Origin of the sequence: Bradyrhizobium sp. LTSP849 (assembly GCF_000938255.1) — a bacterium.
GTDB lineage: Bacteria > Pseudomonadota > Alphaproteobacteria > Rhizobiales > Xanthobacteraceae > Bradyrhizobium.
On sequence record NZ_JYMR01000012.1, the window covers coordinates 21,353 to 37,957 of the forward strand.

15 protein-coding genes are annotated in these 16,605 nt (G+C 63.6%); 7 read left to right on the forward strand and 8 right to left on the reverse strand.

The window, feature by feature from the left end; genetic code table 11:
• Nucleotides 1–15: 15 nt before the first annotated feature.
• Nucleotides 16–1,077, reverse strand: coding sequence for an ABC transporter ATP-binding protein (locus UB31_RS09500; RefSeq protein ID WP_045000610.1), 1,062 nt, complete (start codon nt 1,075–1,077; stop codon nt 16–18).
• 205 nt (nt 1,078–1,282) lie between these two features.
• On the opposite strand from UB31_RS09500, the gene gntR reads away from it, so the two are divergent.
• The 7 genes from gntR to UB31_RS09535 all read left to right on the forward strand — a co-directional run bounded on the left by gntR (nt 1,283) and on the right by UB31_RS09535 (nt 7,627).
• The gene (gene gntR / locus UB31_RS09505) at nt 1,283–2,383 is read left to right on the forward strand and encodes an HTH-type transcriptional regulator GntR (RefSeq protein ID WP_045010666.1); all 1,101 of its coding nucleotides are present in this window, start codon (nt 1,283–1,285) and stop codon (nt 2,381–2,383) included.
• A 136-nt stretch (nt 2,384–2,519) separates the two neighbouring features.
• The gene (locus tag UB31_RS09510; protein ID WP_045010667.1) at nt 2,520–4,349 is read left to right on the forward strand and encodes an IlvD/Edd family dehydratase; all 1,830 of its coding nucleotides are present in this window, start codon (nt 2,520–2,522) and stop codon (nt 4,347–4,349) included.
• Nucleotides 4,350–4,463: 114 nt separating this feature from the next.
• A complete protein-coding gene (locus tag UB31_RS09515) occupies nt 4,464–5,195 on the forward strand; it encodes an SDR family oxidoreductase (RefSeq protein ID WP_045010874.1) in 732 nt (243 codons plus the stop codon).
• A gap of 17 nt (nt 5,196–5,212) precedes the next feature.
• Nucleotides 5,213–5,959: an SDR family NAD(P)-dependent oxidoreductase gene (locus UB31_RS09520; RefSeq protein ID WP_045010668.1), complete on the forward strand. Its 747-nt coding sequence runs from the start codon at nt 5,213–5,215 to the stop codon at nt 5,957–5,959.
• Nucleotides 5,960–5,966: 7 nt separating this feature from the next.
• Nucleotides 5,967–6,359, forward strand: a complete 393-nt coding sequence (locus UB31_RS09525) for a GFA family protein (protein WP_045010669.1) — start codon at nt 5,967–5,969, stop codon at nt 6,357–6,359.
• A 91-nt stretch (nt 6,360–6,450) separates the two neighbouring features.
• Nucleotides 6,451–7,131, forward strand: a complete 681-nt coding sequence (locus UB31_RS09530) for a site-2 protease family protein (protein ID WP_045000622.1) — start codon at nt 6,451–6,453, stop codon at nt 7,129–7,131.
• Nucleotides 7,132–7,204: 73 nt separating this feature from the next.
• Entirely contained in the window at nt 7,205–7,627 is a 423-nt protein-coding gene (locus tag UB31_RS09535) for a hypothetical protein (protein ID WP_045001145.1), read from the forward strand.
• A gap of 22 nt (nt 7,628–7,649) precedes the next feature.
• Here UB31_RS09535 and UB31_RS09540 read toward each other — a convergent pair whose 3' ends face one another.
• From UB31_RS09540 to UB31_RS09570, 7 genes are all read right to left on the reverse strand, one after another.
• On the reverse strand, nt 7,650–8,411 hold the full coding sequence (locus UB31_RS09540; protein ID WP_045010670.1) for a TonB family protein: 762 nt from the start codon (nt 8,409–8,411) through the stop codon (nt 7,650–7,652).
• Nucleotides 8,412–8,426: 15 nt separating this feature from the next.
• A complete protein-coding gene (exbD, locus tag UB31_RS09545; RefSeq protein ID WP_045000626.1) occupies nt 8,427–8,903 on the reverse strand; it encodes a TonB system transport protein ExbD in 477 nt (158 codons plus the stop codon).
• Between the two features lie 3 nt (nt 8,904–8,906).
• The gene (gene exbB, locus UB31_RS09550; RefSeq protein ID WP_045010671.1) at nt 8,907–9,884 is read right to left on the reverse strand and encodes a tonB-system energizer ExbB; all 978 of its coding nucleotides are present in this window, start codon (nt 9,882–9,884) and stop codon (nt 8,907–8,909) included.
• A complete protein-coding gene (locus tag UB31_RS09555; protein WP_045010672.1) occupies nt 9,881–10,570 on the reverse strand; it encodes a Fe2+-dependent dioxygenase in 690 nt (229 codons plus the stop codon). The genes exbB and UB31_RS09555 overlap by 4 nt, the downstream gene beginning before the upstream one ends.
• Nucleotides 10,571–10,591: 21 nt before the next feature.
• The gene (locus UB31_RS09560) at nt 10,592–13,174 is read right to left on the reverse strand and encodes a TonB-dependent receptor (RefSeq protein ID WP_045010673.1); all 2,583 of its coding nucleotides are present in this window, start codon (nt 13,172–13,174) and stop codon (nt 10,592–10,594) included.
• Between the two features lie 290 nt (nt 13,175–13,464).
• On the reverse strand, nt 13,465–15,879 hold the full coding sequence (locus tag UB31_RS09565; protein ID WP_045010674.1) for a TonB-dependent receptor: 2,415 nt from the start codon (nt 15,877–15,879) through the stop codon (nt 13,465–13,467).
• 234 nt (nt 15,880–16,113) lie between these two features.
• Nucleotides 16,114–16,353, reverse strand: a complete 240-nt coding sequence (locus UB31_RS09570; RefSeq protein ID WP_045010675.1) for a hypothetical protein — start codon at nt 16,351–16,353, stop codon at nt 16,114–16,116.
• Between the last annotated feature and the right edge of the window lie 252 nt (nt 16,354–16,605).

Here is a 16,605-nt window from a genome sequence, read left to right on the forward strand (position 1 = left end):
TTTGGTCTTACGTCGCTACATGCGTTTACCTGTCGCCTCGTCAAACAGATGCACCAGCGACGGGTCGGGCTTCAGCCTGATCTTGTCGCCAGGATTGAACTGGTGGCGTTCGCGGAAGATGGCAACAACCTGCTCGCCGCCGACCTTGGCGAACACCTGGGTCTCCGAGCCGGTCGGCTCGACCACGACGATCTCGGCCTCGGCGCCGTCGTCAGCGATGGTGAAATGCTCGGGACGGACGCCATAGACCGCGGGCCGACCGTCGGACGCGGTCGGCGCAGTCGCGAGCGGCAGCTTGACGCCGTTCGGCCCTTCGAAGGTGGCAACGCCGTTGACCCGGACGTGGCCTTTCAGGAAATTCATGGCGGGAGAGCCGATGAAGCCGGCGACGAACTGGTTTTCCGGCTTGTCGTAGAGCTCGAGCGGCGTGCCCATCTGCTCGACGATGCCGTCATGCATGACGACGATCTTGTCGGCCATGGTCATGGCCTCGATCTGGTCGTGGGTGACGTAGACGGTCGTGGTCTTCAGCCGCTGGTGCAGCTCCTTGATCTCGGTGCGCATGGCGACGCGCAGCTTGGCATCGAGGTTCGACAGGGGTTCGTCGAACAGAAACACCTGGGGATCGCGCACGATGGCGCGGCCCATGGCGACGCGCTGGCGCTGGCCGCCGGAGAGCTGGCGCGGATAGCGATCGAGCAGCGGCGACAGCGCGAGAATTTCGGCGGCGCGCTTGACGCGCTTGTTGATCTCGTCCGAGCCCGCATTCCGCAGCTTCAGCGAGAAACCCATGTTCTCGCCGACGGTCATGTGCGGATAGAGCGCGTAGTTCTGAAACACCATCGCAATGTCCCGCTCCTTGGGCTGGACATTGTTGACGACGCGGTCGCCGATCGAGATCGTGCCGGAGGTGATGTTCTCGAGGCCTGCGAGCATGCGCAGAAGCGTCGACTTGCCGCAGCCGGAGGGGCCAACCAGGACGACAAACTGGCCATCCTCGATCGGAATCGAGACGCCGTGCAGGACTTCAAAATTGCCGAACGATTTCCGCACGTCGCGGATTTGCACAGACGACATCTAGCTCCCTCCTCCGACGCAGGCGACGCACCTGTGGCGCCGCCACCGTCTTGTTTTTCTGAACTTCGCCGATACGAAGCCCGCTCTTAGCAGGCGACATTGTCGGCAGTTTGTGCGGTTTTGGCAATTTGTCTTTGGTTAGTCGTTGCTGGTAGCGCTGTCAACGTTCCTTTGTTTGCGGGAGTGACTGTGTTAAGAGCAGCAAATGGGTCGAAAGCGCACTAAGTCTGGCAAAATCCGGCTGGCAGAAGTCGCCGAACTCGCTGGCGTCAGCCCGATTACGGCCTCCCGCTTCTTCCGCAATCCGGAGGCGCTGTCGGTCGCCAAGCGGACGCGGGTCGACAGCGCGGCCAGGGAGCTCGGCTATGTGCCGAACCTGGCGGCACGCGCACTGGCCTCGCAGCGCACGGAAGTGATCGGTGTCTTGATTCCGTCACTGACCAACAATGTGTTCTCGGACGTGCTGCGCGGCATCTACCATGCGTCCGAAGACAGTCGTTACTCGATCCAATTGTCCAACACACGCTACAGCATTCTCCAGGAGGAGAAGCTGCTGCGCATCTTTCTTGCGCAGAAGCCGGCCGGGCTGATCGTGACCGGGATCGACCAGACCACGGAATCGCGTGCGATGCTGGAAGCGGCCGACTGCCCGATCGTGCAGATCATGGAGATCGGGCCCAACCCGGTCGACATGATGATCGGCTTTTCGCACTTTGATGCAGCGCGTGCCGCGCTTGACCATCTGTTCGGGCAAGGCCACCGCAAGATCGGATTCGTCGGCGCGCGGATGGACCCAAGGGTGCAGCGGCGGCTCGACGGCTACCAGGCGGCCATGAAAGATGCGGGCCTGTTCGACCCGCGCCTGATCGTCGCAACGGCGACACCGACCTCGGTCACGCTCGGCGGCGCGCTGTTCACCGATCTCCTGGCCAAGGCGCCGGATCTCGATGCGGTGTTCTGCGCTAATGACGACCTTGCGCTCGGCGTGCTCTTCGAATGCCGCCGCCGCGAGATCGCGATCCCCGAGCAGATCGCGATCATCGGATTCAACGACCTCGAATTCATGGCCTCGGCCGTCCCCACCCTCACCAGCGTGCGCACCAACCGCTACGAGATGGGCCGGACCGCCGCCACCATGCTGATCGATGCGATCGAGGGCCGGCGCCCGGAGCGGCCGGTGCTCGACCTCGGCTTCAAAGTGATGGAGCGCCAGAGTTCGTCGCTGCGGCGTTCGGACAGCAGGCCAGCCCTTTCCGGCACAGGCCCGGCGAACAAAATGGTAGCGTTACCAAGCAGCCATGATTAGTATCGAACTTGTGAGGAAACGACCCGCCAGCGGGCAGGCAGACTGTCGCGCAAGCCATTAGGGCATCGCACAAGCCGCGCCCCCAAGACCGACGCCAGTGACGGACGCCAGCGCGTTTGCATTGCAGGAGAAACCAATGACAAAAAAGCCAACCAATGGGCATGCGCCCGCCGGTAACGGCACCCGCCGCCATCTTCGCTCGCAGGAATGGTTCAACAACCCGCACAATCCGGGCATGACGGCGCTCTATCTGGAGCGCTATTTGAACTACGGCCTCACCCGCGCCGAGCTTCAGTCCGGCAAGCCGATCATCGGCATTGCGCAAACCGGCAATGACCTCTCCCCCTGCAACCGCCATCACATCGAGCTTGCGCACCGGGTGCGCGAAGGCATCCGCGAGGCCGGCGGCATCGCGATGGAATTCCCGACCCATCCGATCCAGGAGACCGGCAAGCGCCCGACCGCGGCGCTCGACCGCAACCTCGCCTATCTCGGCCTGGTCGAGATCCTCTACGGCTATCCGCTCGACGGTGTGGTGCTGACCACCGGCTGCGACAAGACCACGCCCGCCTGCATGATGGCGGCGGCGACCGTCAACCTGCCGGCGATCGTGCTGTCGGGCGGCCCGATGCTGAACGGCTGGCACAATGGCGAGCGCACCGGCTCGGGCACCATCGTCTGGAAGTCGCGCGAGCGGCTCGCCGCCGGCGAGATCGACTACGAAGAGTTCATGGAGATCGTCGCGTCCTCGGCGCCGTCGGTCGGCCATTGCAACACCATGGGCACGGCGTCGACCATGAACGGGCTCGCCGAAGCGCTCGGCTTCTCGCTGCCGGGCTGTGCCGCGATCCCCGCGCCCTATCGCGAGCGCGGCCAGATCGCCTACGAGACGGGCAAGCGCGCCGTCGAGATGGTCTGGGAAGACCTCAAGCCGTCGGACATCCTGACCCGCAAGGCGTTCGAGAATTGCATCGTGATCAATTCGGCGATCGGCGGCTCGACCAACGCGCCGATCCACATCAACGCGCTGGCGCGCCATATCGGAGTGGAGCTCTCGATCGACGACTGGCAGAAATTCGGCCACGACGTGCCGCTGTTGGTGAACATGCAGCCGGCCGGCTTCTATCTCGGCGAGGAATTCCACCGCGCCGGCGGCGTGCCGGCCGTGGTGCGCGAATTGATGAAGCACAAGCGCATCCATGAGGATGCGGTCACGGTCAACGGCCGCGGCATCGGCGAGAACTGCGCCAACGCGCCGAAGCCCGACAACGACGTGATCTGGGCTTACGACAAGCCGCTGGTGAAGGACGCCGGCTTCCTGGTGCTGAAGGGCAATCTGTTCGATTCCGCCATCATGAAGACCAGCGTGATCTCCAAGGAATTTCGCGACCGCTATCTCAACAACCCGAAGGACCTCAACGCGTTCGAGGGCCGCGCCATCGTGTTCGAGGGACCGGAAGATTATCACGAGCGGATCGATGATCCGTCGCTGGACATCGACGAGCGCTGCGTGCTGTTCGTCCGCGGCACCGGCCCGATCGGCTATCCCGGCGGCGCCGAGGTCGTGAACATGCAGCCCCCGGCGGCCCTGATCAAACGCGGCATCCACTCCCTGCCCTGCATCGGCGACGGTCGGCAGTCCGGCACCTCGGGCTCACCCTCGATCCTCAATGCCTCGCCGGAAGCCGCCGCCAATGGCGGGCTTGCGATCCTCAGGAACGGCGACCAGGTCCGCATCGACCTCAACAAGGGCAGCGCCAACATCCTGATCTCGGACGACGAGGTGAAGAAGCGCCACGCCGAGCTGAAGGCCAATGGCGGCTTCAAGCATCCGCCGAACCAGACGCCGTGGCAGGAGCTCTACCGCAACACCGTCGGCCAGCAATCGACCGGCGCCTGCATGGAGCTCGCGACGCGGTATCAGAACGTCGCCGGCACGTTTGGCGTGGCGCGGGATAATCACTGAGTTAGGCACACGTAGCCCGGGTGAGCGAAGCGACACCCGGGATATCCGCTCCCGGATATCGCGCACGCGCTCATCCGGGCTACGGCATTGAACAAGATCGAGGAGAACAAAAAAATGGCAGACCGCCTCAAGGGAAAACGCGCAATCGTCACCGCCGCAGCGGCCGGCATCGGACGCGCATGCGCCATCGCATTTGCGCGTGAAGGCGCGACCGTCATCGCCACCGACATCAACGAGGCCGGCATCGCGGGCCTGACCAAGGAAGGCATCGCCGAGGTCGCAAAACTCGACGTCCGCAACACCGCCGACGTCAACGCCTTTGCCAAGCGGATCGGCAAGGTCGACATCCTGCTCAATGCGGCCGGCTTCGTGCACCACGGCACCATCCTGGATTGCTCGGAAGAGGATTTTGACTTTTCGTTCGACCTCAACGTCAAGTCGATGCACCGGACCATCAGGGCGTTCCTGCCCGACATGCTCGCGGGCGGCGGCGGCAGCATCGTCAACATCTCATCCTGCGCGGCGCTGCGTCCGCCGGCGAACCGCTACGTCTACAGCTCGTCCAAGGCTGCCGTGTCGCTGCTGACCCGCGCGGTTGCGCTCGACTTCATCACCAAGGGCATCCGTTGCAACAGCATCTGCCCCGGCACCGTCGAGACGCCTTCGATGCTCGATCGCGCCGCTGCGCAGGGGCCGCAAGGCAAAGAGATGTTCGTCTCCCGCCAGAAGATGGGCCGGCTCGGCACCGCCGACGAAATCGCGTCGATGGCCGTCTATCTCGGCAGCGACGAAAGCGCGTTCACCACCGGCGTCGACCTCGTCGTCGACGGCGGCTACATGCTCTGACGCTAAAGGCCTCCAGCATGAACAAGATCGATCTCAATGGCCGCGTCGCCATCGTCACCGGCGGCGCACAAGGCTTTGGCCGCGCGATTACCCAGCGCTTTGTCGCCTCCGGCGCCAAGGTCGCGATCTGGGACTTCGACGCCGCGCTGGCGGAAAAGACGGCGAAGGAAATCGGCGGCGAGACCAAGGTCTTCAAGGTCGACATCACCGACACCGCAGGCGTCGAGCAGGCGCGCGACGCGACGCTGGCCGCCTTCGGCAAGATCGACATCCTCGTCAACAATGCCGGCATCGCCGGCGTCAACAAGCCGGTCTGGGAGACAGATCTCGAGGAGTGGCGCAAGGTGCTGCGCATCAACCTCGACGGCCCCTTCATCGTCTGCAAGGCAATCGTGCCCGCGATGCTCAAGCAGAAATACGGGCGCATCGTGAACATCGCCTCGATCGCCGGCAAGGAAGGCAATCCGAACGCGTCGCACTATTCGGCGTCGAAGGCCGGCCTGATCGCGCTGACGAAGTCGCTCGGCAAGGAGCTCGCCGCGCATGACATTCTGGTAAATGCGGTGACGCCGGCGGCGGCCAAGACCGCGATTTTCGACCAGATGACGCAGCAGCATATCGACTTCATGCTGTCGAAGATCCCGAAAGCGCGCTTCGTGCTGGTGGAAGAGCTCGCCGCGATGGTGAGCTGGCTTGCATCCGAAGACTGCGCGTTCTCGACGGGTGCGGTGTTCGATATTTCCGGCGGGCGCGCCACCTATTGAGGATGCCATGATCCGGGAGGGTGGATGCCTGTGCGGCGCGGTGCGGTTCAAGGCCGAGGGCGAGCCGCTCAACGTGCGCATCTGCCATTGCCGCAATTGCCAGAAGGCGATGGGCTCGCCGTTCTTCGCCCGCGCGCTGTTTCCGCAGACCGCACTGGCCGTTGAGGGAGAGACTGGACGCTACCCATCATCGGAGAACGTCGATCGCGTATTCTGCAAGCGCTGCGGCACGCGGCTGTTCTCGTGGCGACGCAACGGCACGGCTGCCGGTGTCGCGCTCGCAACCTTCGATGACCGCAACGCGTTTTCACCCACGGAGCACATCTGGGTGCAGGAAAAGCCGCACTGGCTGAAGCTCGACGACGGCTTGCCGCAACACCAGACGACGATTCCGTCCTGACGGGAAACAGCTGCCGAGCGGCACTAACGGTTCGCCGCAGCGCTGAATCGTGATACTGCGAACTCGTCAGGCACGAACCGGATCATCCCACTTGAACATTTCCCTCTACGACCTCTCCGTCTGGGTCCTGCCGGTCCTGCTCGCCATCACCTTCCACGAGGCCGCGCATGGCTTCGTCGCGCACCGGCTCGGCGACAACACCGCCTTCCAGCTCGGCCGCGTCAGCTTCAATCCGCTCCGGCACATCGACCCGTTCGGCACCGTGATCCTGCCGGCGATGCTGCTGTTTGCGCATTCGCCGTTCCTGTTCGGCTATGCCAAGCCGGTCCCGGTGAATTATCGCAACCTCAAGAATCCCAGACTCGACATGGTCTGGGTCGCCTTGGCCGGTCCCATCACCAACATCCTGCTGGCGCTCGTGGCAGGCCTCGGCCTCCACGCCCTGCCCTGGGCGCCGGCCGGCTCGGCACAATGGATCTTCGACAACCTCAAGAACGCGCTGTTGATCAACGCCGTGCTGGCGGTCTTCAACATGATGCCGATCCCGCCGCTCGACGGTGGGCGGGTCGCGGTCGGGCTGTTGCCCCGGCCGCTTGCCCTGCCCCTGGCGCGGCTCGAGCCGTACGGCATGCTGATCCTGATCGCGCTCTTGATCCTGCTGCCTTTGGCGGGTTCCCAGTTCGGTCTAAATCTTGATGTTATTTCAGCAATACTGCGAACGTTGACCGGTTATGTGATTCAAGCTGTTCTCTTGCTGACCGGCAATGCGTAGTTGATGCCGTGCACGCCGTACTTTTGAAGACAAAGCCGAAGGGCTAGAGGCCAACTTGGTCAAAGCTGCCGATATGCTGATCGCGCGCCGCGCGGACACCCGTGCCCGCGCCGATTTCGCCACCTGGAAGATGATGGCCAAGTTGAACGGGTTATCGTCGCTGCCTGAGGACGCGCAGGGCTTCCTCGCCGGCTACAAGAAGCTCCTGGAGCAGACGAACGAGACCGAGGCCACCGAGGCCACCATCGCCGAACTCTATAAGTCCTACTATCTGGAGATGGGCGGCGGCGGGAACCCGCCTGACGTCCGCACGCGGGCGGCCGAGCCGGCGGCGGACAATGTTACCGCCTTCCGGCGCCCCGCGCCCAAGCCGAAGAAGGCCGGCTTCTTCGGGGCGACGGCGGTTGGCGGAACCCAGAAGCGCCCCCTCCCGGTCGCGCTGATCTTCGCCTGCCTGGTCGTGGTCTACGTCTCGATCCAGTACTACTGGCGCTGAGGCGCTCGCCTCGACTGCGGCCTCAGCCCTTCCCGGCCTTGCCGTTCTTCCGGAAAATGACCGGCAATACGAAGGTCAGCCCCTCGTCGGCGACCAGCGGCGGTGGCGTTGGCACGGGATCGGAGCGCTGGACCATACCGATCGCTTCGCTGTCGAAGGCCGCATCGCCCGAGCCCTTCTCGATGGCAACCGAGACCACATGTCCGAGCCGGTCGAGCGTCAGCCGAACCGAGAGTTCGGCCGCCTTGAGCAGGCCCTTGGGATAGCGCTTGTGCCTGTCGAGATGGGCGACCAAATCCTTTTCCCACCCCTGGCGAATGCGAACCGAGCGATCGCTCTTCTTCTCGGCGTCCGACGTCGGCATGGCCGTCGCTTCGGCGGCGGGCGACGCCACCGAGGCGGCCGTCGGAACAACCGATTCCTTGGTCTCCTCCTCGACCGGCTTCTTGGTCTCGTTCATCGTGACGGCCCGGTCGGCGTCTTCGGCCTCCATCGGGATGTCCTTGGGAAGGCTGCTCTCCTTGAGCTCGGCCTTCTGCTCGGTCAATTCGGGCGATGCGACAGACTCGTTCGAGTCCGGCCCCGGCGGCAGCTCGCTGGGCTCGCCATTGGGCGACATCGCCTCAAGGCCGACCTCGATGCCTTGCGGATCGGCGATGACGTCGGGTTCGTCGCCGCGCAAATTGGCCAGCGCCAACGCCGCGCCGCCGAGATGGAGCCCAACGGCGACCACCCCTGCAATGATCCATAGCGTTTTCGGCGTCTTCGATTCGAGATCGGACATCGGCTCAGGCCTTCGTCACGGCTTCGGCGGTGTCGCCGGCGCGCCCTGCGGCGGCGGTGCGGCCCCCGGGACACCCTCCAGCGTCACCAGCTTGACCTTGGAATAGCCGCCCTTGTTGAGGAACTCCAGCACCTCCATCAGCTCGCCATAGGGCACCGCGCGATCGGCGCGCAGGAAGATGTATTTGTCCTTGGCCATATCCGGCGTGGCGTCGAGCGCACTGACCAGGTCGACACGCTTGACGAAGGTCTCCCCGATCGCCACCGAAAGATCCGGCTTGATGGTGACGTAGGTCGGCTTGTCCGGCTTCTTCTGCGGCGTCGACGTCGACGTCGGCAGGTCGATCGGCAGATCGACCGTCGAGAGCGGTGCTGCGACCATGAAGATGATCAGCAGCACCAGGATGACGTCGATGAACGGCGTGACGTTGATGTCATGGGTCTCGGCGAAATCGTCGTCGTCGAGATCGTTGTCTGCGAGCGAGACACCCATCGTTCACTCCGCCGCGCGCGAATGCGCGCTGCCGTGGCTGCGATCGAGATCGCGCGACAGCAGTCGTGCCGCCGTGCCGGACGCGCGGCTGACGAGCTCGAGATAGCTCTTCGTCTTGCGCGCGAAGTGATTGTAGATGATCACGGCGGGGATCGCGGCAACGAGGCCGATTGCGGTCGCGAGCAGCGCCTCGGCGATGCCGGGCGCAACCACGGCGAGGTTCGTGGTCTGCGACTTCGAGATGCCGATGAAGCTGTTCATGATGCCCCAGACCGTGCCGAACAGACCGACGAAGGGCGACGTGGCGCCGATGGTCGCGAGCACGCCCATGCCGATGCGGATGCGCCGCTGCTCCGCGCGCACGATCTCGGCGAAGCTCGAGGCGGCACGCTCCTTGATGCCGGTGTCGCTGGAGATGCCGGCCGACATCCGCGCCTCGCTCAGCGCTGCTGCGAGAAAGGAAGGCAAAACGCCCTCCTTGGCACCGAGCGCCATCTGTGCTTCCGCAAGCGAGCGCGCCTGGGCGGCCTTCTTCAGCGCCGAACGCAGCTTGGCCGAGGCGACCGACAGCTCGATCGATTTCGCGATGAAGACGGTCCAGGTCACGAGCGAGGCGAAGGCGAGCCCGATCATCACCGCCTTCACGATGATGTCCGCCGACATGAACATCACCCAGGGGGACAATTCTTTCATCATCGGCGCGGCCGATTTCAGCGCACGGCCGCCTGCGTCGTCGGACGTCGGAGCCGCCGCAGGCGCATCGGCCGAGGCGGGCGCGGGCGTCGAGGCCACGAGTGCGGCCGCCGACGGTGCTGCCGGTGTCACCGCGCTCGGCTGCGGAGCGGCGGGAGCCGCAGCCGGCCGAGCCACAGCGGGTGCCGCCGGCTGAGTTTGTGTCTGGGCAGAAACAGGGACTGCGAGCCAGGTGAGCGTCAGCAGCAAGGCTGCGGCGAGGCTTGCTTGGAGAGATGCGATCTTCATACTTCGGCCCAGTAGCGAATGAGGTTGTGATAGATACCCGTCAATTTGACCGTTTCGGGATCGTCACGCCCGAGCCGTGCCACCAGCGCCTGAATGGCGGTGTCGAGGTCAAAGATCATGCTACGGGCTTGATCGTCCCGTATCATGCTCTGGAGCCAGAAGAAAGACGCAACCCGCGCCCCCCGGGTCACCGGGGTGACCAGATGCAGGCTGGTCGAGGGATAGAGCACACAGTCCCCCGCTGGCAACTTGACTTCGTGCGAACCGTAGGTGTCCTCGATCACAAGTTCGCCACCGTCGTATTCTTCGGGCTCGCTGAGGAACAGCGTGACCGACAGGTCCGTGCGGATGCGAAGGCCGGTCAGCCGGTCGCCGCGGATGGCATTGTCGACGTGCAGGCCGAAATGGTGGCCGCTGTTCGCCGCATAGCGGTTGAACAGCGGCGGAAAGATATGAAGCGGGATCGCCGCCGCCAGAAACCGCGGGTTCGACGTCAACGCCGAGATGATGCGGTTGCCGAGTTTTCGCGCGACTTCGCTATCGGGCGGCAGTTGCTCGTTGCGCTTGACCATGGCTGACTGCGCGCCCGCGGTGGAACGGCCGTCTTCCCATTCACTGGCGTCCATGATGCGGCGGAACTCCGCCACATCATCCTTGCTCAGGACGCCGTCTATGCATGTCAGCATGGCACCTCGTTTATGTCTCCATCAGTAGCGCGCCGAAAGAACCAGGTACGCGGCGCGTCCCGGTGCTTCCAGGACGAATGGCGTCGCACTCTGGTACAGCGCGTCGTAGTAGCGTTTGTCGAAGATGTTGTTGAGGAACAGCTTCACGGTCCAATGCTTGTCGACCTTCGCCTCTGCGAAGGCGTCGAAGCGCCAGTAGCCCGGGATCGACGTTCCCTGGTTCGCCGCGAGCAGCGTGCCGCCGTAGATCTGCGAGCGGTACACCGCCTGCCCGCCGAGCTCCCAGACGTCGTTGACCTGATATTTCGTCAGCATGCTGAACGACTGGTGGGCGACGTTGGCAAGCTTCAGTCCGACGTTGGTCGGATAGAGCGACGGCTGCGGCGACGGCGCCAGCGACTTGGTCACCTCCGACTGCATAAGCACGAGACCGCCGAACACGCTCCATTTGTCCGTGATCTTGCCGCCGACGCCGAGGTCGATGCCGCGGATGCGGTAGGCGGCGCCGGCCGTGATGCAGGAAACGCTCGTGACTCCGGCTGGCGGCGAATAGGAACAGCCAGCCGGTATATTGGCCGCCGGCGTCGCAGCCGTGATGTTTTGCGCTTCGCGCGCGTTTTCCTTTTCGGTCTGGAACAACGCAGCGGTCAGCAGGAGATGACGGTCAAAGAGCTCCCACTTCGTGCCCAGCTCGATGGCCGTGTTCTTCTCGGGTCCAAAGATCTGACTGTTGCCACCACCGAGAACCGGTGAAATGCCGCCATAGGCGGAACTCGTGCCGTCAAACTCGGCACCCACCGGATTCGATGACGTCGCATAGGCCGCATAGACGCTGCCGTTCGGCAGCGGCTTCAGCGTCACGCCGAGGTTGAAGTTCGGCAGCCCGAACTCGGCGCTCTGCGCGCCGAACGACTGGACTCCGCCGACCGTGCCATAGCCGCTAGTCTTGACGGTGTAGTCATCGTAGCGAATGCCGCCATTGAGGATGATCAGATCGCGGTAATTCGCGCTGTCCATCGCGTAGACGCTCTTGGTGTCAATCGAGAGATTGGTCGGCGCGCCCAGCATCCTCGGGGCATCGAACGTGTTGAGGAAGGTGTATTGCGGCGCGAACACGCTGACGCCCGACGTGGACCCGCCTGAGGTGAACGCCGGTCCAGTAGTCACTTCCGAGCTCAGCCCGGCGTACTTGTCGATGAAAGACGTTTCGCGCGAGATCTCGACGCCACCGAGCGCCGTGTGCCTGAAGCCGCCAGTGTCGAACTTGTAGGTCGCCTCGCTCTGGTTGGCGACGACGTCCGTCACCTGATAGCGGCTTTGCGGATTGGCGGTGACCGTCGCAGCCGTCAGCGGGATCGGCGCCGTTGGCGATTCCGCCAGCGTCCCGATGTAGTCGTTGACGGAACGCGACACGCGGATCTTGTCGCTGAGCATGAGATCGGGCGTCACATAGACTTCGGAGCTGACGGTCCCGATGTCCTGCTTGACCTTGAAGAAGTCGCGATTGACGAAGCCGTAGAAATTGTTGCGGTTGGAGCCGAAGTCCGGATACGGGCCGCCGGCGGTCGAGCTGAACACGTTGCCCGGCGCGGGAGACCCCGGCCGGTAATACGGCACGCCGAAATCCGGGATGCCGTGCTGGTAGGTGTGGACGTAGGATGCGGTCACCTTGACCGCATCGACCGGCTTCCACGTGGTCGCGACGAACGCCCCGCTGCGGTCGTCCGTGACGAAGTCGCGGCCCGCCACGCCCGCGTCCTGGAACAGGCCGCCGGCGCGCACCGCAAAGGTCGAATTGATCACCTGGTTGACGTCGAGCGTCACCCGCTTGGTCTTGTCGGTGCCAAACGAGGTGTCCATGTTGTAGAAGCTCTTCTCCGTCGTTGCCTGCTTGGTGACGATGTTGATCGCACCGCCCGCGGTACCGCGGCCGGCGAAGGACGAGCCGGGACCGCGCAAGATCTCGACCTGCTCGGTGAAGAAGTTTTCGCGGACGCTGACGCCGGGATCGCGCACGCCATCGATGAAGATGTCGTTGCGGGCGTCGAAGCCGCGGATGAAGAAGCGGTCGCCGAAGGCGTTGCCGCCCTCGCCCGAGCCGAGCGTCACGCCGGCGGTGCTCAGGATTGCCTGCTTTAGCGTCGTGGCGTTCTTGTCCTCGAGCACTTCCTTGCTCAGGACCGTGATCGACTTCGGCGTGTCGACCAGCTTCTCCGGAAACTTGCCGCCGGCCTGCACGTGATCGACCTTGTAGGGCGCGGCCGGATCGGCATACGGGTTGCGATCGGCAGCCGGCGCGTTCGAGGGCACAACAGGAGCCGTTGCCGCCTGCTGCCGCTGCGCCGCACGCCGCAGCGCGTTGCGCGCGCGGACCTGTTCCGCCGTCGGTTTCGAGGCTGCGGGACGCGGACGCTCGACCGGCGCATCGACGGTGACCGGAGGCAGGTTCGACTGCTGTGCCTGCGCCCCGCTCGACACCGACGCGACAGCAACCAAACTCGCCACGGCAGAAACAGTCCTGCCTGTTACCGCGTCGAAATTGTTGCCCAATGATCCCCGTGCCACGGTCGAACGCAACGACCGCGGAGCCCGTGCCATACCCATCCTACGCCCCACTTGATTTCTGCAATGTGTCGCATTGCGACAATGCGACACATTGGTCGTATCGAGCGGGGTAAACTGGGTCAACGCAATCACGGCAGTGGCATTCTTGAATCGATCCAGATCAAAACGATTCTAAACTGAAGTTTGAAACGGTTCTAAACTCGAGTTTGTAAGCGTTCTAAAGTGATGCCGATGCTGGTCCTCGAGATCCCGATCTCGCGCATCGCGATCGGTTGCTGAAGCGGTGGGACGCCTGCCATGGCAGACATCCCAGATGTGAAGCGGTGCAATCAGAATTTGGCCGTCGTGATGAGATAGAACGCTCGTCCCGGTGCGACCGCCACGAACGGCACGGCGCTGCGATAGAGCGTGTCGTAGTAGAGCTTGTTGGTGAGGTTCTGCGCGTAGAACTTCATGGTCCAGTTCTTGTCGATCTTCTTTTCGACGAACGCGTCGAAGCGCCAATAGCTCGGCAGCTCGTTGCCGGTATTGGCCGCGAACGTACCGCCATAGACCTTCGAGCGGTACACCGCCTGCCCGCCGACCTCCCAATCGCCGTCGAACTTGTACTTGGTCAGCATGCTGAACGACTGGTGGGCAACGTTGGCAAGCTGGAGGCCGAGGTTGGAGGCGATGTTGCTCTGCGTGACCTTGGACTGCATCAGCACCAGGCCGCCGAAGATGCTCCAGCGATCGGTGATCTTGCCCTCGGCCTCGATGTCGACGCCCTGGATCCGGTAGGCCGCACCCGAGGTGAGGATGCCCGCGGCGTTGGTCTCGCGCGCGTTGTCCTTCGTCGTCTGGAACAACGCGGCGCTGACCAGCAGATGACGATCGGCGAGTTCCCATTTGGTGCCGAGCTCGGCGGCCTTGTTGCGCTCGGGTCCAAGCAGAACTGTCGTGTTGGCGGGAACGCCACCATAATCGGTGCCGGTCGCGTCAAGCTCCGACCCGAAGGGATTGGCCGAGGTCGCGTAGGCCGCATAGAGGCTGCCGATCGACATCGGCTTGTAGACCAGGCCGACATTGTAGTTCACCAAATCGGAGTTCATTTTCAGATAGGCCGAGTTGGTCGACGAGCTCATGTTGTAGCCGTCATAGCGGATACCGCCGTTCAGGATGATCGTGTCCTGCCAGTTGGCGGTGTCCATGATGTAGACGCTGTTGGTATTGACGCCGTAGCGCGTCGGATTGCCCGTCAGCGACGGTGTGCCGAAGCCACCAACATAAGTGGACTGAGGCGAGTAGAGATTGACCCCCGACATGGCCCCGTTGCTCGTGAAGCCGGAGCCGGCCAGCTCCGACGCGAGGCCGGCATAACGGTCGATCGAGATGTTCTCGTTGGTGTATTCGACACCGAACACCGCAGTGTGCTTGACCCCGCCGGTGTCGAGCTTGAACGTTGCCTCGTTCTGGTTGGCCCACACGTCCACGGTCTGGTAGCGGCTCTGCGCGCTCGCCGTCGTGGTCCAGAGCAGCGGATTGACGTTGGTCGTATTCGGGTTCTGCGGCAGCGTGCCGATATAGTTCAGCAGCGAATGCTCGCCGCGCACCTTGCTGCTCAGCGTGATGGCCTCGTTGACCTTGTACTCGGCAGTGGCGGTGCCGAAATCCTGCCGCGCGGTCTGGAAGTCGCGGTTGAGGAAGCCGTACCAGGTCCCGCGCGGAATGCCGGCCGACGTCACCGGCACATTGCCCTGCTTGTAATAGGGCACGCCGAAATCCGGCAGGCCGCTGAGATCGGTATGGACGTAATTCGTCGTGATCTTGATGTCGTTGGTCGGGGTGTACTTGGTCGAGAGGAAGGTGCCCCAGCGATCGTCGGTCACGTAGTTGCGGCCGGCGACATTGGCGTCCTGGAACATGCCACCGGTGCGCACCGAGAAGGTCGGATCGATGACCTGGTTGACGTCGAGCGTGACGCGCTTGGTCATGTCGGTACCGAACTCGGTATCCATCCGCTTGAAGTTGACGTCACCGGCTTGCTTGGTGACGATGTTGATGGCGCCGCCAGCGGTGCCGCGGCCGGCATAGGAGGATGCCGGCCCGCGCAGAATCTCGATCTGTTCGGTGAAGAAGTTCTCGCGAATCGAGACGGCGGGATCGCGGATGCCGTCGATGAAGACGTCGTTGCGCGCGTCGAAGCCGCGAATGAAGAAGCGGTCGCCGAAGGCGTTGCCACCCTCGCCCGATCCCAGCGTGACGCCGGCGGTCGAGCGCCCGATCTCCTTCAGCGTCGTCGCATTCTTGTCCTCGAGCACTTCCTTGCTGAGCACCGTGATGGTCTTGGGCGTGTTCAGCATCGGCTCGGGAAACTTGCCGGAGGCCTGGACGTGGTCGACCTTGTAGGGCGCGGCCGGATCGGCATAGGGATTGCGATCGACCGCGCCGCTCGCCCCCGGCGTGACGGCGGCGGCCTGCTGTTGAGCCTGCTGGCGCTGTGCGGCACGCCGAAGCGCGTTGCGCGCGCGAACCTGTTCGGGCGTCGGCTTCGAGGCCGCGGGACGCGGACGTTCGACCGGCGCATCCACCGTCACCGGCGGCAGGTTCGACTGCTGCGCCTGCGCGCCGCTCGACACTGACGCCACCGCAATCAGGCCGGCAACGGCCGAAACCGCCTTGCCGGAATGTCCATCGAGCTTCTCTTCAACTGAATTTCTTCCCGCGATCGAACGCAACGATCGCGGAGCCACCGCCAGCCCCATTCCAACGCACCCCATCTCGAATTCGTCGATACGCAACATGCGCGACGAACAATGAGGCGGTGCTATCGACCGCGAAAAATCAGGTCAATGCGAGGAGGCCCGCAAGGCCACTTGAATCCATCCAGTTCAAAGCGATTCTAAAATTTCAAATTTGAAATCACTGAAATGTCGCGCGGCAAATTGATGCAGACAGACACAGAGGCGCTTGCCTTCGTGCATCATCTTGCGCAGCCGTCAGTCGCTGCTCGGCGGCTTCATCAGCGAGAACAATTCATCGACGGTGTGCTGCGCCACCACGCGCACGCGATCTGAGTTCTCCATGCCGGCGATGTTGACGCCGCTGACGACGGCTTTGATCTCGTCGCGAAAGTCGGTGAGAAAGCGCAAGGGGTCGCGCTGCTCATTGGCGACGCGCGCGATCAGCCCCGTGATCAGAATCTGACACGCGATCAGCTTGCCGTTCAACTCGTCCATCCCGCACTCCTTTTGTGGCGGCGCTGATATGAACGCGGCTGATTTTCCTGACAACCGAAACGCAGCCCGCCGGTTTAGAACCGTTCTCGCCAAGGCAAATCCGGCCACCGCCGGCAAGCGCGTCCGCCCGCTCCCTGCGCTGCTCCGCCCACGCGGCCTGCGAGCGCTGCCTAACTTTTGCACGCTCCTCGTTCACAGCGGGAAAATGCAGCACTGCACACAGTCGCGCCAACAATTGCCTAGGGGGTGCAA